General features: G+C 74.4%; 10 protein-coding genes. 6 read left to right on the forward strand and 4 right to left on the reverse strand.

The features are described 5' to 3' along the window. Positions 1 to 18 precede the first annotated feature (18 nt). Complete coding sequence (locus ACIBI5_RS46085) at positions 19 to 4,872, reverse strand: amino acid adenylation domain-containing protein (RefSeq protein ID WP_397256887.1); 4,854 nt, start codon at positions 4,870 to 4,872, stop codon at positions 19 to 21. 141 nt (positions 4,873 to 5,013) lie between these two features. Between ACIBI5_RS46085 and ACIBI5_RS46090 the strand changes: the two genes are divergently transcribed. Genes ACIBI5_RS46090 through ACIBI5_RS46110 form a run of 5 tightly spaced genes read left to right on the forward strand, consistent with a single transcriptional unit; the run spans position 5,014 to position 12,080 of the window. Beyond that, the gene (locus ACIBI5_RS46090; RefSeq protein ID WP_397256889.1) at positions 5,014 to 6,564 is read left to right on the forward strand and encodes a (2,3-dihydroxybenzoyl)adenylate synthase; all 1,551 of its coding nucleotides are present in this window, start codon (positions 5,014 to 5,016) and stop codon (positions 6,562 to 6,564) included. Beyond that, complete coding sequence (locus ACIBI5_RS46095; protein ID WP_397256891.1) at positions 6,564 to 7,925, forward strand: isochorismate synthase MenF; 1,362 nt, start codon at positions 6,564 to 6,566, stop codon at positions 7,923 to 7,925. The genes ACIBI5_RS46090 and ACIBI5_RS46095 overlap by 1 nt, the downstream gene beginning before the upstream one ends. Next, positions 7,922 to 9,682, forward strand: a complete 1,761-nt coding sequence (locus tag ACIBI5_RS46100) for an ABC transporter ATP-binding protein (RefSeq protein ID WP_397256893.1) — start codon at positions 7,922 to 7,924, stop codon at positions 9,680 to 9,682. Before ACIBI5_RS46095 ends, ACIBI5_RS46100 begins: the two co-directional genes overlap by 4 nt. Next, positions 9,679 to 11,391, forward strand: a complete 1,713-nt coding sequence (locus ACIBI5_RS46105; RefSeq protein WP_397256895.1) for an ABC transporter ATP-binding protein — start codon at positions 9,679 to 9,681, stop codon at positions 11,389 to 11,391. The genes ACIBI5_RS46100 and ACIBI5_RS46105 overlap by 4 nt, the downstream gene beginning before the upstream one ends. 14 nt (positions 11,392 to 11,405) lie before the next feature. Beyond that, positions 11,406 to 12,080: a TetR/AcrR family transcriptional regulator gene (locus ACIBI5_RS46110; protein ID WP_397256897.1), complete on the forward strand. Its 675-nt coding sequence runs from the start codon at positions 11,406 to 11,408 to the stop codon at positions 12,078 to 12,080. Between the two features lie 360 nt (positions 12,081 to 12,440). On the opposite strand, the gene ACIBI5_RS46115 is transcribed toward ACIBI5_RS46110, so the two are convergent. Next, on the reverse strand, positions 12,441 to 13,097 hold the full coding sequence (locus tag ACIBI5_RS46115) for an HAD-IA family hydrolase (protein ID WP_397256899.1): 657 nt from the start codon (positions 13,095 to 13,097) through the stop codon (positions 12,441 to 12,443). Then, positions 13,064 to 13,408, reverse strand: a complete 345-nt coding sequence (locus ACIBI5_RS46120; RefSeq protein WP_397256901.1) for a hypothetical protein — start codon at positions 13,406 to 13,408, stop codon at positions 13,064 to 13,066. Before ACIBI5_RS46120 ends, ACIBI5_RS46115 begins: the two co-directional genes overlap by 34 nt. Before the next feature lie 186 nt (positions 13,409 to 13,594). Between ACIBI5_RS46120 and ACIBI5_RS46125 the strand changes: the two genes are divergently transcribed. After that, positions 13,595 to 14,806 carry a helix-turn-helix domain-containing protein gene (locus ACIBI5_RS46125; protein WP_397256903.1) on the forward strand — a complete coding sequence of 404 codons (1,212 nt, stop codon included), beginning with the start codon at positions 13,595 to 13,597 and terminating at the stop codon, positions 14,804 to 14,806. Positions 14,807 to 14,857: 51 nt separating this feature from the next. Here the strand turns inward: ACIBI5_RS46125 and ACIBI5_RS46130 are convergent, their stop codons facing one another. Continuing rightward, positions 14,858 to 17,923, reverse strand: a complete 3,066-nt coding sequence (locus ACIBI5_RS46130; RefSeq protein WP_397256905.1) for an amino acid adenylation domain-containing protein — start codon at positions 17,921 to 17,923, stop codon at positions 14,858 to 14,860. Positions 17,924 to 17,945 lie beyond the last annotated feature (22 nt).

Genomic DNA, 17,945 nt, shown 5'->3' on the forward strand with positions numbered 1-17,945 from the left:
TCACGACGTCCCCACCTCTCACAGCGTCCCCTCCTCGATGTCGTCCATGGCCCGCGCGCACCCGGCGAGCGTCGGGTCGGCGAAGAAGCGCCGCAGCGGCACCTCCACGCCCAGCCGTTCGGCGGCGATCGCCGCCATCCGCGTGGCCAGCAGCGAGTCGCCGCCCAGCGCGAAGAAGTTGTCCACCCGGTCCATGACGGGCGTGCCCAGCAGTTCCGCCCAGACGGCGGCCAGTTCCGTCTCCAGCCCGCCCCGCGGCACCCCCGCCTCGTGCCCGGCCGCCAAAGCCTCCGACGGGGCCGGACGGACTTCCGCCGCGCCGGTGGCGTAGTGGGCGAGCGGGTCGGGCGGGGTGGCCCAGTCGGCGGTGGCCAGCCACTCCAGGACCCGCAGGTACGTGGTGAAGGCGCTGTCCAGGGCGCCGGGCGGGAAGAGGGACTCGACGGCGTCCCAGCGGACCAGGAGCTCGCCGTCCACCTCGCCCACCTGGCAGTCGAGCCACACCTGAGGCGTCTGCGAGACGCCCCACACCGGGCGGGCGAAGGACGGTCCCGCGGTCAGCGACGGGTCGGCGACGCCGAGCGTGCTGGTGAACACCACGGGCATGGTCATGGCCGCGGCGGCGGCCCGGCGGGCCAGTTCGCGCATGACCCACACGGCCGACACCTCGCCGTGCTCAAGCCCGCGCCACACCTCCTCCTGCAGCCCGCGCGCCCCCTCCAGCCAGCCGCCGCCCGCGCGGTGGGCGACCAGCATGAGCGAGGTGAAGTCGCCGAGGACGCGGTGGATGTGCGGGTGCGCTTCGCGCCGGTCGAACAGGGTCAGGTTCAGCGTCAGCTCGCGCTGCCCGCTCCACGCCCCCAGCACCTCACCGAACGCCGCCGCCAGCACCGTGGACGGCGTCAGGTCGTGTCCCCGCGCCAGCCCGCCGACCAGCCGCCACAGCCGGGCGGGCAGCCTGGCCTCGCGGCGCGCGAACCTCGGCCGCTCCACCTCCTCGGGCCGCCTCGCCAGCGGCAGGCGCGGCGCGGGCGGCAGGCCGGGCAGGCGGGCCGACCAGTAGTCCTTGGCCCGTTCGAAGACCGCGGGGTCGGGGTGCTGGGCGAGGAGGTAGTCGCGGAAGGTGACCTCGACCGGGGGTAGCTGGGCGCCGGGGTCGTGGTAGAGGCGGTCGAGCTCGCTGAGGAAGACCATGGTGCTGAGGGCGTCCATGGCGATGTTGTCGAAGCTGACGCCGAGCCGTACACCCTGCTCGTGGGGTACGGCGCGGGCGTCGAACAGCGGCCAGACGGCGGGGTCCAGGACCTGGTGGGACATGCGTTCGCGCAGCTCGTCCACGGAGTCCTCGCGCCGGATGGTGAAGCGCGGCACCTCGGGCAGGACGCGCTGCAGGCCGTCGGCGCCGAAGACGACGCGCAGCATCGGGTGGCGGGCGATCAGGCGGTTCCAGGCCTCTTCCAGGCGGTCGAGGTCGATGTCGCCGTCGTACTCGGTGTAGAAGTGGCAGCCGACGCCGCCCAGGGTGAAGTGCCCGGCCCGGCCCAGCCAGTAGGCGCGCTGGACCTCGGTGGGCGGGAACGGGGTGTGGCGGTGCTCCTCGTCCGCGCGGATCTCGGGGGCGAGGCCTGCCGCGTCGCCGAGGGTGAGGGTGGCCGCGAAGGCGCTCAGGGTGGGGCGCTGGAACAGGACGCTGAGCTTGGCGTCGGCGATCCCGGCCGCGCGCAGGCGGGCGATCAGGCGGGTGGCCAGCAGGGAGTCGCCGCCCAGGGCGAAGAACCCGGAGTCCCTGCTCACCTCGGGCACCTCCAGGAGGTCGGCCCAGATCGCGGCGACCGTCTCCTCCACCTGACCCTCCGGAGCCCGCCCGCCTGCCATCTCCTCCGGTACGGGCCGGCGCGCGAGGGCCGCCAGGGCTCCTCTGTCGACCTTGCCGTTGGCGTTCAGCGGGAGGCTCTCCACCAGGGTGACGGCCGACGGGACGGAGTGGCCGGGCAGCAGCCGCGCCGCGTGGGCGCGCAGGTCCTCCTCCGCCGGCGTGGGGCCGGCCGCCAGGGCGAAGGCGTGGAGGTGGCGGTGGGTGCGGGGGCCGGTGGCGACCGCCACGGCGCGGGCGACCCCCGGGTGCGACTCCAGGGCCGCCTCGACCTCGCCCAGCTCGATGCGGTGGCCGCGGATCTTGACCTGCTGGTCGGTCCGGCCCAGGAACTCCAGGGTGCCGTCGGGCCAGTAGCGGCCGAGGTCGCCGGTGCGGTACCAGCGCTCGCCGTCGTGTTCGACGAAGCGCGCCGCCGTGGTCTCGGGGTCGCCCCGGTAGGCGGTGGCCAGGCCCGCGCCGCCGATCCACAGCTCGCCGGGCACCCAGTCGGGGCGGTCGGCGCCGGTGGGGCCGGCGACGCGGTAGCGCTGGTTGCGCAGCGGCCGGCCGTACGGGATGGAGGTCCAGTGCGGCGGCACGCCGGTGACGTCGTGCGCGTTCGACCAGATGGCGGCCTCGGTGGCGCCGCCGAGGGCGACCAGGCGGCAGCGTCCGCCGCTCTGGGCGGCGAGGCGGCCGGGCAGGTCGAGGCCGACCCAGTCGCCGGAGACCAGCGCCAGGCGCAGGGACGGCGGCAGCTGGGGGGCGGTGACGAGCAGCATGTCCAGGAGGGTCGGCACGGTGTTCCAGAGGGTGACGCCGTGTTCGGCGCACAGGCGGGCCCAGGCCTGGGCGTCGCGGCGCTGGTCCTCCTCGACGAGCACGAGCGTGCCGCCCGCGCCGAGGACGCCGAACAGGTCGTAGACCGACAGGTCGAAGTCGAGGGCTGACAGGGCGAGCACCCGGTCGTCGGGGCCGACACCGTAGCGCTCGCCGATGTCGGCGACGGTGTTCAGGGCCGCCCGGTGGGCGACCTCCACGCCTTTGGGCTCGCCGGTGGAGCCGGAGGTGAAGATGACGTACGCGGACGAACCCGGATCCACCCGGACGGGCGCGGGCAGGGGGTCGGCGGGCGTGTGCGGCCAGGCGGCGTCGATGACGTGCGCGGCGGCCGACCGGGTGAGGATGCGCTCGCGGCGGGCGGGCGGCTGCTCGACGCCGACCGGCACGTACACGCCGCCCGCGGCCAGGACGCCGAGCACCGCCGTCACCTGTCCCGGTCCCTTGGGCAGGGTCACGGCCACCGCGTCGCCCGGCCGTACCCCCTGGGCGCGCAGCCGTCCGGCCACCCGCAGGGCGTCGGCGGCCAGCTCGCCGTAGGTGGCGGCGCCGAAGTCGCCGGCGAGGGCCGGGCGGGCGGGCTCGCGGGCGGCCCGCTCGAAGAACGCGTCGTGCAGCAGCCCCTCCGGTACGGCTGCCGCCGTGTCGTTGACCGCCCGCCGCACCCTCCGCTGGTCCTCCGGCAGCGGCAGGGGCGAGGGAACCGACCAGTCGGCCCGCGCCAGGTGCTCCAGCAACGCCCCATAGGTGCCGAACATGGCGTCGAGCACGCCGGGCGCGAACAGCTCCTCGACGGCGTCCCAGGCCAGGTGGAGCCCGTGGTCGTACTCGTTGATCTGGTGGTCCAGCCATACCTGCGGCGTCTGGGTGATCATCCAGCCGGGTTCGCCGAACGCCTCGCGCACCTCGGGGGCGATCAGCTCGGTGCCCAGGTTGCAGGCGAAGACGACGGGCGCCGCCGCCGGGCTGCCCCGCTTGGCCAGCTCCCGCAGCACGTCCACGCCGGAGTGCCCGGTGTGGCGGGCGTCGGTGCGGAAGCGCCGTTGCAGGGCCCGCGCGCGGCCGGCGAACGACTCCCCCTCGGTGAGGTCGGCCTCCAGCAGGATGAGGTTGGTGAAGTCGGCCACCAGGTGCGGCACGGACGGGTGCACGGTCTCGTCGCGGTCGAACAGCGGCACGTTCAGCAGGAAGCGCGGCTCGGCGCTCCAGGCGGCAAGCACCTCGCTGTAGGCGGTGGCCAGGACCATGGCCGGGGTCAGGCCGTGCTCGCGTGCCTGCTCCTTGAGCAGTTTCCAGGTGTCGATGTCGAGCCAGCGCTCGCGGCGTACGAAGCGCGGCGCGATGATCGCGGCCGGGTCGGCGGCGAGCGGGAGCTGGGGCGGGCCGGGCAGCTCGGCCAGGCGGCCCTCCCAGTGGAGGCGGTCGGGCTCCGGCGGCGCCGGCCTGGCGGCCAGGTAGCGGGGGAAGGAGCAGTCCAGGCCGGGCAGGTCGCGGCCGAGGTAGAGCCTGGCCAGGTCGCGCAGGAAGATCTGCAGGCCGAGCACGTCGGCGGCCAGGAAGTCGACCTCGACGTGGACCCGCGTGGCTCCGCCGGGCAGCAGCGACAGCCGTACGTCGAACAGCTCGCCGCGCGCGGCGTCGAAGCGGCGGTGCGACAGCTCGGCGCGCACGCTCTCGGCCCCGGAGGAGTAGACGGTCAGTCCCGGCCAGGCGCCGGTCTCGGTGATCTGCTGGGTGCCGTCGTCGTGGAAGACCGCGCGCAGCATCCCGTGGCGGCGCACGAGCGCGCGCACGGCCGCCTCCAGCCGTTCCGGCTCGACGTCGCGGCCGTCGAACTCGAGGTAGGCGTGGCAGCCCACGCCGCCGAGCACCTGCCCGTCGGCCCGCCCGATGGCGTACGCGAGCTGGACGGGTGTCAGCGGGAACGGCGCGCCCTCGTCCACGGGCGCGGCGGCGGCGGCCGGCGGCGCGCTCAGGCGGGTGGAGACCAGGGCCCACCAGGCGGCCAGCGTGGTCTCCCCGGCCAGGTCGGCGAAGGCGATGCGGGCGCCGGCCCGCCGCCACCGGCCGGCCAGCCGCATGGCGCGCAACGAGTCCAGGCCGAGCCCGATCAGGTCGGCGTCGTCGGAGATGACGGAGGGGGAGATGTCGAGCTGCGCCGCGATGTCGGCACGCATGGACTCCAAAGACAGCACAGATTTCCCTTATCGGTCAGCTTGCCGGGGCCACCGCGACAATAGTTAGGTAACCCTTGCCTAATCAAGACTCCCTGTAACAAAATCGGGAACCCCGTAGACATCGGGCGAGAGGACGGTTCTGTGCTGGACGGGTGCGTGCCCTGGCCGGAGGAGTTCGCGGAGCGATACCGCGCCGCCGGGTACTGGAAAGACGAGACGCTGGGCGAGATGTTGCGCGCCCGGGCGCGCGAACGCGGCGAGCGGCCCGCCCTGGTCGTGGGACAGGAGAGATACACCTACGCGGAACTGGACGCCTGGGCCGACCGGGTCGCGGCCGGCCTGCTCGCGCTGGGCATCGGACCGGGCGACCGGGTCGTGGTCCAGCTGCCCAACACCGCCGGCTTCGTCGCGCTGATCTTCGGGCTGTTCCGGCTCGGCGCGCTGCCGGTGTTCGCGCTGCCCGCCCATCGCTCCAGCGAGATCGGGTACTTCTGCGCGTTCACCGGCGCGGTCGCCTACGCCATCCCCGACGAGCCCGAGTACCGGCAGCTCGCCGAGGAGGTCCGCGCGGACCTGCCCGCGCTCAAACACGTGCTGACGACGATCCCGGAGGCCGGCCCGGTCGAGCTGCCCCGGCCCGACCCGGCGGACGTGGCGCTGTTCCTGCTGTCGGGCGGCACCACGGGCGTGCCCAAGCTGGTCCCCCGCACCCACCAGGAGTGGGCCTACAGCGGGCGGGCCGTGGCCGAGGCCTGTGACTACGACGCGAGCACGGTTCACCTGGTGAGCCTGCCGCTGGGCCACAACTGGCCGCTGACCCACGGCCTGCTGGCCACCGTCCACGCCGGCGGCACGCTCGTGCTGGCATCCGGGCCGAGCCCCGACGAGACGTTCCCGCTGGTCGAGCGGGAGGGCGTCACCGAGACCGGGCTCGTGCCCGGCGTCGCGCTGCTCTGGATGGAGGCCGCCGAGTGGGGCGAGCACGACCTGTCGAGCCTGCGGCGGGTCACGATCGGCGGCTCCAAGCTGAGCGACGAGCTCGCCACCCGGGTCGAGCCCGCGCTCGGCTGCCGACTGCAGCAGGCGTTCGGCATGGCCGAGGGGTTGTGCGGCTTCCACCGGCCCGCCGATCCGCCCGAGGTAGTGCTGGTCAGCCAGGGGCTGCCGGTCTCGCCGGCCGACGAGACGCGCGTGGTCGACGAGGAGGACAGGGACGTGCCGCCGGGCGAGATCGGGCAGCTGCTGGCCCGCGGGCCGTACACGATCCGCGGCTACTACCGCTCCCCCGAGCACAACGCGCAGTCCTTCACCTCCGACGGCTTCTACCGCACCGGCGACCTGGTCCGGCTGCTGCCGACCGGCCACATCGTCTTCGAGGGACGGGTGAAGGACCAGATCAACCGCGGCGGCGACAAGATCGCGGCCGAGGAGGTCGAGAACCACCTGCTCGCCCACCCGAAGGTCCGCCAGGTCGCGCTGGTCGGCGTGCCCGACGAGGTGCTCGGCGAGCGCGGCTGCGCCTGCGTGGTGCCGCGCGGCGAGCCGCCGACGCTGGCCGAGCTGGCCGCGTTCCTGCACGAGCGCGGGCTGGCCGCCTTCAAGGTGCCCGACCGGCTGTGGATCATGGCGGAGTTCCCCCTCACCCCTCTCGGCAAGGTCAGCAAAAAGGCCCTGACCGCCATGGTCGGCTGATGCACGCCGAGTTCGAGGAGATCTGCGCCAAGGCCGCGGCCGAGGCCAGGAACGCCGGGCACCCCGTCCTGGCGTTGTGGCGCGAGGAGATCGAGCGGGTGGAGCCGCTGCTGCCGTCCGCGCCGTCGCGCAGCACGTTCTTCTGGTCCTCGGGGGACCTCACGATCCTGGCCATGGACCGCGCGATCGCCTTCCCCGCCGAGGGACCGAACCGCTTCGCCGAGGTGCGCCAGGCGTGGGAGCGGACCGCGCGCACGATGGTCTGCGGCGGCCCCGGCGAGCGCGCCACGCCCGCGCTGGTGGGCGCGTTCTCCTTCGGCGAGGGCCCCGGCTCGCTCATGTGGGTGCCGCGCGTGCTGGTCGCGCAGCGCGCCCGCGGCCCGGCCACGCTGTGCCTGGCCGCCCGCGCCGATCCGGTCCACGGCGTCGAGGACGATGCCGCCCGTACGGCCTGGCGCGCCGTCAGCTGGCTGGCCGGCACCGTCGTACGGCCCTGCCCGCCGCTTCCGGTCACCGGCGCCGCGATCGAGGAACTGCCCACGGCCGGGGAGTGGAAGGCGATGGTGGCGCGGGCCGTCGGCCGCATCGAGGCGGGCCGGTTCAGCAAGGTCGTGCTCGCCCGCCGGCTGCGGGTGCGCCTGCCGTACCCGCCGGACCTGGGCGGGCTGCTGCACACGCTCGTCGGCGCCCAGCCCGGCGCCACCGTCTTCGCGGCCGGGACCGGCACGCGGACCTTCGCCGGCGCCACTCCCGAGCGGCTGGTGGCGGTGCGCGGCGGGCGGGCCGAGACGATGAGCCTGGCCGCCACGCTGCCGCGCGGGAGCACCGGCGGCGATGACGCCCGGCTGCGCGCGGAACTGCTCGGTGACGCCAAGTGCCGGCGCGAGCAGGCCATCGTCACCGACATGTTGCGCGGCGCGCTGGCCGAGGTGTGCCATGAGGTGGAGGCGCCGGACGAGCCGGAGGTGCTCGACCTGCCGCACGTACGGCACCTGCACAGCCGGGTGCGCGGCCGGATCGCCGACCCGGAGACGACCGGTGTGCTCGATCTCGTGGAGCGGCTGCATCCGACGCCCGCCGTCGGCGGCCACCCGCGCGCGGAGGCGCTCGGCTGGCTGCGCGCGGCCGAGGGGTTCGACCGGGGCTGGTACGCCGGCCCGATCGGCTGGGTGAACGCCGACCACGAGGGCGACTTCGCGGTCGCGCTCCGCTCGGCGCTGCTCGACGGCGCCGTCGCGACCCTCTTCGCCGGCTGCGGCATCGTCGCCGGTTCCGACCCGGAGCGGGAGCTGGCCGAGACGTGGCTGAAGTTCCGCCCCATGCTGTCCGCTCTCCTCAACGACCAGGGAGGCCCCCGATGAGCGATCGCGCGGCGCTGATGGAGCTCATGGCGCCGATCCGCGGCCGGGTGGTGGCGGCGTCGGCGCTGCAGGTGGTGTACGCGGTGTCGGCGCTGGTGCCGTTCGTGTGCGTGGCGGAACTGGCCAGGGAACTGCTGGCTCCGGGCCCGCCCGACGGAGGACGGGTCTGGGCCATCGCGGCGGTGGCGATCGGCGGCCTGCTGGTGCGCTTCCTCGCCTTCGGCGCGGCCGGCGCGATCATGCACTTCGCCGACGCCGACCTGCAGCTGCACCTGCGCAGGCGGATGGCAGCGCATCTGGCCAGGGTGCCGCTCGGCTGGTTCACCGACCGCAACTCCGGCCAGGTCAAGAAGGCCGTGCAGGACGATGTCAGGGAGATGCACCACCTGGTCGCGCACGCGCTGCTCGACCTGCTGGCGGCGGTGGTGACGCCGCTGGCGGCGCTGGCGTACCTGCTGACCGTGGACTGGCGGCTCACGCTGGTCACGCTGCTGCCGGTGCCGCTGTTCGCGGTGGCCTTCGCGGTGATGATGCGCGGGTTCGGCGAGCAGATGAGCCGCTGGGCGGAGGCCAACGAGCGGATCAACGCGGCGGTCGTCGAGTTCGTGCGCGGCATCGCGGTGATCAAGACGTTCGGCCAGACCCAGCGCTCCTACCGGCGCTTCGCCGAGGCGGTGGACGACTTCGCCGACTTCTTCGGCGCCTGGGTACGGCCGATGCTGCGGCTCAGCGGGCTCAGCATGGCGCTGATCTCGCCGCCGACGATGCTGCTCGTCGTGCTGGCCGGCGGCGCGCTGTTCGTCTCGCGGGGCTGGCTGGCCGCGCCGGACGTGCTGCCGTTCGCGCTGGTCGGCGTGGGACTGACCGCGCCGTTCCTGACGCTCGACATGGGCTCGATGCGGCTGCGCAGGGCGGCGGAGTCGGCGGGGAAGGTCGCCGCGCTGCTGGACAGCCCGGTCCTGCCCGAGCCGGAGGAGCCGGTCGCGCCGGAGGGCCACCGGGTGGAGTTCCGCGGCGTGGGCTTCTCCTACGACGGCGAGGCCCAGGTGCTGCGCGATATCGACCTGGTCATGGAGCCGGGCACGGTCACCGCGCTGGTCGGCCCGTCGGGGTCGGGCAAGTCGACGCTGGCCAAGCTGCTGCCCCGCTTCCACGACGTCACCGAGGGCGCCGTCCTCATCGGCGGGCGGGACGTGCGTGCGATCGGCTCCGACCGGCTCTACCGGCACGTGGGCTTCGTCTTCCAGGAGGTGCAGCTGCTGCGCGCCCCCGTCGCCGCCAACATCGCGCTCGGCCGTCCCGGCGCGAGCGCGGAGGAGATCGAGCGGGCGGCGCGGGCGGCGCAGATCCACGATCGTGTCCTGGCCCTGCCGCGCGGCTACGACTCGGTGATCGGCGAGGACGCCCACCTGTCCGGCGGCGAGGCCCAGCGGGTCTCGATCGCCCGCGCGCTGCTGGCCGACGCGCCCATCCTGGTGCTCGACGAGGCCACCGCGTTCGCCGACCCCGAGTCGGAGTCGGCCATCCAGGACGCCCTGTCGACCCTGGTCGCCGGGCGCACGCTCCTGGTCATCGCGCACCGGCTGTCCACGATCACCGGGGCCGACCAGATCCTCGTGCTCGACGGCGGCGCCGTGGGCGAGCGCGGGGTGCACGCGGACCTGTTGGCCCAGGACGGGCCCTACGCCCGCCAGTGGGCCGCCTACGCCCGCGCGAGCGAACGCGACTGGACCCACGACGAGGAGGTCGTCCGATGATCCGCAGCCTCACCGCCCTCCTGGGTGCGAGCTTCCAGCGGCAGCTCGCCATCACCGCCGTCTACGCCGTCCTGCAAGGGCTGACGTTCGCGCTGCTCGTGCCGGTCCTGCGGGCGCTGCTCGACGGCCAGTCCGCGACGGGCTGGCTGGCCGTCTTCGCCGCCGTCGTCGCCGCCACCGCCGTCGCGCACTACATCCAGTCCCGGTACGGCTACGCCGTCGGCCTGTCGGCCATGCGCGGCCTGTTCCACCGCATCGGCGACCACGTGGCCACGCTGCCGGTCGGCTGGTTCGGCGGCGACCGCGTGGGCCGGCTCGGGCAGCTGGCGGGAAAGGGCGTCATGGACGTCATGAGCGTGCCCGCCCACCTCATGCAGGTGCTGGTGACCGCGGTCGTGACACCGGCGACCGTCCTGGTCTGCATGCTCTTCTTCGACTGGCGGCTGGCCCTGGCCGCGCTGGCCACGGCGCCGCTGATCTGGCTGGCCTTCCGCTGGACCGCCGCGCTCGTGCAGCGCAACGACGCCGCCATGCACGACGCCGCCGCCGAGGCCGGCGACCGGGTCGTGGAGTTCGCCCAGCAGCAGGCGGTGCTGCGCGCCTTCGGCCGTACCAGCGAGGGCTTCGAGCTGCTGGACACGGCGCTGTCGCGGCAGCGCACCGCGCTGCGCAGGCTGCTCGGCACCGCGCTGCCCGGCCTCGGCGCGGTGGCGCTGTCGGTGCAGCTCGCCTTCACCGTCACGCTGATCGCCGGGTGCGCGCTCGCGCTCGGCGGCTCGGTGGACGTGCCGGAGCTGGCGGGCGTGCTCGTCCTCGCCGTGCGCTTCACCGAGCCGCTGCTGGCCGCCGCGGACGTGGGCGCCGAGCTGCGGCTGGCGCGGGGCAGCCTCGCGCGCGTCAACGAGCTCCTGGACACGCCCGCGCTGCCCGAGCCCGGCTCGCCGAAGGAGCCCGCCGTACCGTCGGTCGAGCTGGAGGACGTCGGCTTCTCCTACGGCGACGCGCCCGTCCTGCGCGAGGTCTCCTTCACCGTCGCCCCCGGCACCATGACCGCGCTCGTCGGCCCGTCCGGCTCGGGCAAGACGACGCTCACCCGCCTCATCGCCCGCTTCTGGGACACCGGCTCGGGAACCGTGCGCGTCGGCGGCCAGGACGTGCGCGAGCTGTCCACCGAGCGGCTCATGGGCATGGTCTCCATGGTGTTCCAGGACGTCTACCTCTTCGAGGGCAGCGTCGAGGAAAACATCCGCCTCGGCCGTCCCGCCGCCACCGACGAGGAGGTACGCGCGGCCGGGCGGGCGGCGCGCGTGGACGAGATCGTCGAGCGGCTGCCCGGCGGCTGGCAGGCCCGGGTCGGCGAGGGCGGCGCCACCTTGTCCGGAGGCGAACGCCAGCGCGTCTCCATCGCCCGCGCCCTGCTCAAGGACGCCCCGATCGTGCTGCTCGACGAGGCCACGGCCGCGCTCGACCCCGAGAACGAGGCGGCGCTCGTGGACGCCCTGTCGGCGCTGGCCCGCGAGCGCACGCTGCTGGTCATCGCGCACCGGCTGCAGACGATCGCGCGCGCCGACCAGATCGTGGTCCTGGAGGCCGGGCGGGTGGCAGAGCTCGGCACCCACGACGAACTGCTCGCGCGCGACGGGCGCTACGCGGCGTTCTGGCGGGAACGGTCGCGCGCGCGGGGGTGGAGGCTGGCCGGGCGGGCGTAGGGGACAATGGGGCCATGGCCGAGGAACGACCCCAGTGGCGAGTACTCGGCCGCCCCCGCGGGCGGCCGCCCCGCATCACGCGCCCGGCCATCGCCGACGCCGCCCTCGCCGTCGGCTTCGACAACCTGACGCTGGCCACCGTGGGCGAGCGCCTGCACGTCAGCCACTCCGCCCTCTACCGGCACGTGACCGACCGGCAGGAGCTCGTCATCCTGGCCATCGACCGGGCCATGCAGCGGGCCGAGTGGCCGCGGCCCACCGGCGACTGGCGGGCCGACCTGCGCGCGCAGGCGTGGGCGATCTGGCGGCTGCTCGACGCGCATCCGGGGCTCATCCAGGAGTTCCTGCGGCTGACGCGCTTCCCCTCGCAGATCATGATGCGGTTCGGGGCGGCGGTGCGGCTGCTGGTCTCGTGCGGGTTCACGCCGGAGCGGGCCTTCCTCGCGGTGGACACGGTCTTCGACCTGACGGTGGACGTGTTCGGGCGGGGGCAGCAGATGGACCGGCCCGCGGCGGACGGGCCGGTGCGGGTGGCGACGGCGGACGCGTGGGCGGACGGGGTGGGACCCGAGATCGAGGCCCTGATGCGCGCCGCGCTCAACGAGCCGGCGGCGACCTGGTTCGACCGCAAACTCACCCTCGTCCTGGACGGCATCACCGCCTCCCTCGCCCCCGGCGCCCCCACCTGATCCTCACTCCACGACGGCCGCGGCAGTTCCTCGGAAGCGTCCGCCGCGCCCCCCCGGCCCGGCGGCGGCCGGCCGGGGAGGCGGCCACGCGGAAACCCCGGCAGACGACCGGCCGCGCTGCCGAGCCGGCGCCTTCGGGGTCGCCACGCTCTCACCGGGGTTCGCGCGAAAGCCTGCGGGTTTCCGGGTGGCGAGGGACACCGGGCCATCCGTGACAGCAGGTCGAAGGGCAGCGTCGGATACATCTCACTTGGGACCTCCTTCTGAAGATCATTCCAGGCTGGCGACCAGCGTCGCCGCCGCGCATGTCGGCGAGTTCCGCCCGGCCGTAGACGTCCAGGCGAGCCTCGTCCTCCCTGCTCAGCCCATCCGCCGGCCACGAGGCCACGCAGGCGCGGACCTCGTCCGGCACCTCGGCCAGGCGCCTGGCCGGCGCGCGGGCGTGGCCGGCGGGCAGCAGGAAGCCCCGTGTCGGGGTGCGCTCGTGGCGCGAGAGCGGCGCCGCCCGGCGGAACAGGTAGGAGTTGCGCGGGGCCGCCGCTGCTGACGGAGAGGGCGATGCCGTGGCCGGGCGGGCCGGCGACGAGCCGGGGTGAAAGCTCCGCGCGCTGCGCTGCGAGCGCCTTGGCGGCCGTTTCCCGGCTCGGGTGATACATGAGCGCGACGCTCAGCTTCAGGCCAGCCAATTGTCGGCCCCTCTCGTGCCAACTCCATTTCGCCCATGGCGGTGCGCATCAGGTCGGCGTGCTTTCCGGCGGCCGGGTGAACGGACACGGTACGCATTCCGGCGGCACCGGCGGCCGAAATTCCCGGCGCCGAATCCTCGAAGACAACGATGTCTTCGGGGCGCAACCTCGGGACTATTTCGGCGCGGCGCTCCATCGCCGTGATATATCCCTCCGGGTGTGGTTTTCCGAGAACGGCCGCGAACAGGTGGGCGAGTCCCGCGAGGACCGGCGGCAGGTGGACGGCGAGGCGCCGGATCAGGACGGCCGCGTCGGGCCGGACCGGCGACACCGCGCGCAGGCGAGCCAGGTGGCGCGCCAGGCGGGCCCGGCCCGGCCGTTCGAGCTGTTCGGGCGCCGGTGGCGGCAGGCGGAAGGCACGGTGGATCTCATGGACAGGTCCCGGTCGCTCGGGCCGCCGAGCCTGGCGCGGAAGAAAGGGCGGTCGAGCTCCACGCCGAGCTCGGCGGCGGTTTCGGCGTACAGGAGATATCGCAGTTCGTCGTCGCGGGTGATGGTGCCGTTAAAGTCGAAGGCGACCGCGCGTACTCCACAAAGACCGGCAATGGCCGGCGACGCCCCCGCTATCCCCGTGAGTGTCATGACTTACACATTTACCGGCATACCACCACCCCTGCAGCATCTGTGTGCGGCAGCATGTGCCCATTGCAGCGTGTTGCCAAGGTCACATCCCGTCATCGATGACCGACATCACGTTGCCATTTCTGGCACAATGTGATTAGTTTCTGACACAATGCACACGCCTCATAATGTCTGCTGAGAGAAGGAATGCTCGCTCAACCGGCCTTCGGCCACCGCCTCAGGGCGCTCCGTCTCGAACGCGGGCTGTCTCAGGCCGCGCTCGCCGCCGGCGGGCTGTCCACCGGCTATCTCTCCCGGCTGGAGTCCGGCGCCCGCCCGCCCACCGCCCGCGTCGTCGAGCACCTGGCGGAGCGCCTCGGCGTGCCGGTGTCGTCCTTCGACGCCGCGCACGAACCGCAGTCGCTGGCGCAGGTGCTGGCCTCGGTGACCTCAGCGGAGGAGACCGGCGACCCGGGCGAGGCCCTGGCCGACGCCCTGCGCGCCGACGACCGCGTCAACCCGGCCCTGACCTGGCAGGCGATGTGGCTGCTCGCCCGCATCCGCGGCGGCCAGGCCCGCCACGACGAGGAGCTGGAGCTCCTGGGTGAGCTGGTCGCGCTGAGCGACAGCCTGGGCTCGCCCGAGCTGCGCGCCCGCTCGCGTACCGAGCTGTCGCGGTGTGTGCAGGCCCTCGGCGACAGTACAACGGCTCGCGACCACGCCCACGAGGCCTACACGCTCTCCCCCGACCTGTCCGCCGCCGACCGGGCCGGCGCGCTCCAGGCGCTGGTCTCGGCCGAGGCCGAGGCCGGCCGGCTGGCCGAGGCCAGGGCCCACGCCGACGAGTTGTGCGAGGTGACGGAGCAGGCCGGCGGCACGCTGTTCATCAAGGCGCTGTGGGCCTCGGCCACCGTCCGCATCCGGCAGGGCGACTACTCAGGCGCCCTGGAGGCTCTGGAGCGCGCGCTGCGGGGCCTCGACAGCCGGGTCGACCTGCAGCTGTGGACGCGGCTGCGGCTGGCCGCCGCCTCGCTCTACCTGCAGATCACCCCGCCACTGACCGACCGGGCCGCGGCCAGGCTGGACGAGGTCGGGCCGGTGCTCGCCCTGGTCGGCACCGACCTGCACCAGCAGCAGTTGCTCACGCTCCGCGCCCACCTGGCCTTCGAGGAGGGCCGGATCGAGCAGGCCCGCGAGCTGGTCGAGCGGATCGGCGAGGCGGGCGAGCTGCTGCTGTCCTTCCGCGACCGCATCAGGTTCCAGGCGCTAAGCAGCCAGCTGCTCATCCTCGACGGCCAGGTCGAGGAGGGCAACACCGCGCTGCGCACCCTCGCCACGCAGGCGCAGGAGGCCCTCAACGTCGAGCTGGCGGCCGAGATCTGGAAGATCCTGGCCACCACGCTCTACAGCAAGGCCTGACCGCTGACGCCGGGGCGGCGGGCTCGATCGTGGGCGCCGTCATGGCCGGGCTCATGACGGAATGGTGTGCAGACGGTCGGTGAAGCGCTTGGCGAACTCCTCGGCGGTGCTCTCCGCGACCATTTGCGGCCGGTAGGAGACGACCATCCGCAGGCCGCCGTCCGCGCGCGGCCACAGCTCCGTGTGCAGCTCAAGCGGCAGTTCCAGGTACGGCTGCCGCACGAAGGCCGTCCTGAGCCCGCTCAGCGCGAGCCCGGCGGGCGCGTTGTCCTGCAGGGCGAAGAGCGTCTGGTAGATCGGCGGGCGGCCGGTGCGCGGCGGGTTCACCAGCCGCAGCACCTCGGGGAAGGGCACGTCCTGGGCGGCGAACGCTCTGGCGACGACGTTCCCGGTCTCCCTCACCGCGGCCGGGCCGCCGTCCAGCGCGCCGCCGCGCAGGCGGACGCCGAGCATGTTGATGTGGCAGCCGACGACCCGGTCGAGGGCGGGGCCGTACCTCTGGGCGATGGGGACGCCGACGGCGAAGTCGCGCTGGCCGGTCACCTCGGCCAGGCTGCTCGCGCACAGCGCGAGCAGCGCGGCGAAGCGCGTGACGCCGAGCCGGGCGGCCAGTTCGTCGACCCCGGCCACGACGGCGGGGGCCAGCGGGCTCTCCAGGTGGCGGGGGCCGCGGGCCAGCGGGTCCACCTCGTCGGCGGGCCAGCGCAGCTCGGGGACCGCGGTGAGCTCGTCGAGCAGGTAGTCGCGGTGGTCGGCGAGGTCGGCGGCGACCGGGTGGCGGCGCGGGCGGGGCGGGCGGGGCGCGGGGCCGCAGTGGCCGTGGTTGTAGGCGTCGGCCAGGTCGGCGGCCAGGACGGACTCCGACCAGCCGTCGAAGGCGATGTGGTGGACGGCGGCGCCGAAGACGGCCAGGTCCGGCGCCACGGGAACCAGCGCGGTGCGCCACACCTCGCCGCCGGTCAGCTCCAGCGGGCCGGCCAGGGCGGCGCGTAACGCGCCGGCGGCGGCCTCGACGTCCGGCCGCGCCGGGAGCACCTCCAGGGGTGGGGGCGGGATGTCGGGCGAGGTCCAGGCGGCGGGCCTGGGGTCGGCCAGGTAGACGGCGCGTAGCGGCTCGTGCCTGCGGTGCACGGCGACCACGGCCGCCTCCAGCGCGGCGCGGTCGAGCTCGCCCTCGACGGTCCAGGTGAGCAGGCAGTGGGCGGTGCGGTCGCCGGGTGAGGCCAGGTGCTTGGTCAGGTAGACGACCTGCATGGGGGTCAGGGGGACGACGTCGCAGGCGGCCGGGGCGCCGTCCCGGCCGTCCTGGCCCTCGGTGGTGCGCAGCCAGGCGGCCAGGGCGGCGACGGTGGGGTGGCGGTAGACGCGCGAGACGGGGACGGGCCGGTCCAGGCGGGCCGACAGCCGGGCGCAGACCCGCCCGGCGGCCAGCGAGTCACCGCCCAGCTCGACGAGGGGGACGTCGCGGGGGACGTCCCGCCCGCCGAGGACCTCGCGGAAGACGGCGGCCACGAGCCGGTCGACGGGATCGTCGGATGCCGCCTCGATGTCGGCTCCGGCCTGATCGGCGGCGCTCGGCGCCATCGACAGGAGGGCGCCTTCGTCGAGCTTGCCGCGTTCGGTCACCGGGAAGGCGGGCACGCTCACCACCGCCGCGGGGCGGTGGTAGGGGGCCAGGACCAGGTTCAGGGCGCCGAGCGCCGCATCGAGCGGGTCACCGGAGGTTTCCGGCACGCAGAACGCCACCAGGTCGCGGGCGGCGGCGCCGTCGCCGGGCCGGGGCAGCACGCGGCAGTGCCGTACCGCGGGCAGGAGGCGTTCGACCTGGCGCTCGATCTCGGCGGGCTCGATGCGGTGGCCGCGGATCTTGACCTGGCGGTCGGCGCGTCCGCGGAAGTGCAGCAGGCCGTCGGGGCTCCAGACGCCGAGGTCGCCGGTGCGGTAGACGCGGGTGCGGCGGCCGCCGACCCGTACGTGGGTGAACCTGGCGCGGGTGAGCTCCTCGTCGCCGAGGTAGCCGAGGGCCAGGCCCTCTCCGGCGATGCAGATCTCGCCGGTCTCCCCCACCGCGCAGGGGCGGACGCCGTCCAGGACATGCACCTGGGTGCCGGGGACCGGGCGGCCGAGCGGGATGCCGCCGGGGCGTTCGCAGTCGGCGGCGGTGACGCGGTGGGTGGTGGCGAAGACGGTGCTCTCGACGGGGCCGTAGCCGTTGAGCAGCACGATCACCGGGTGCCTGGCGACGAACCTGGCCACGTGCCCGGCCGACAGCCGTTCGCCGCCGATCATGACCTGGCGCAGGCCCTGGAAGGCGTCGACGTCCTCGTCGACGATCATGTTGAACAGGCTGCCGGTGAGCCAGACCGTGTCGGTGCCGTGGGTCTCGACGGCCGCGCGCAGGCAGCCCGCCGACAGGTAGGGCTCCTCGACGACGAGCGAGGTGCCGCCGTTCAGCAGCACCGACCACAGCTCCAGCGAGAAGGCGTCCCAGGGGGCCGGCGCAGCCAGCGGCATCACCGTGTGGGCGCCGAAGCGGGCGAACCCGTCGTGCTGGAAGAGCCGGGCCGTGGCCCAGTGCGGGGTGAGCACGCCCTTGGGCCGTCCCGTCGTGCCCGAGGTGAAGAAGACGCACGCGGGGTCGCCGCCGCCGACGGCGGCGGGCCGGTACCCGTCCGGTACGGTGACCGGCCCCTCCGGCGGCGACCACACCGGCAGCCCGAGGTCGGGGCAGCCGGCGTCCGGCCAGCACACCACCAGCCCGGCGGCCAGGTCCTCGGCCGCCTCGGTGATGCGGCGCGCGGGCCAGGCGGGGTCGAGCAGCGCGTAGGCGGCCCCCGTCTTCAGTACGGCCAGCAGCGCGATCACCAGTTCGACGCTTCTCGGCAGCAGGATGGGCACGCGGGCGCCCCGGGTCACTCCGGCCTCCGCCAGCCGGGCCGCCCACGCGTCGGCGGTCCGGTTGAGCTCGCCGTACGTAACGGTGGTGTGTCCCGACACCAAGGCGGGCGCGTCCGGTCGTGACAGTGCCGTCCGCGCGAGCACCTCGTGCAGGCCTTCGCTGAGCGAGGCGCACGGGCGCCCCGTCGTCCAGCTCGGATCTGGCTGCACGGTTTCCACTCCCCTCACCATTCTTGTCAAA

The organism is Nonomuraea sp. NPDC050540 (assembly GCF_044457485.1).
Lineage (GTDB): Bacteria > Actinomycetota > Actinomycetes > Streptosporangiales > Streptosporangiaceae > Nonomuraea.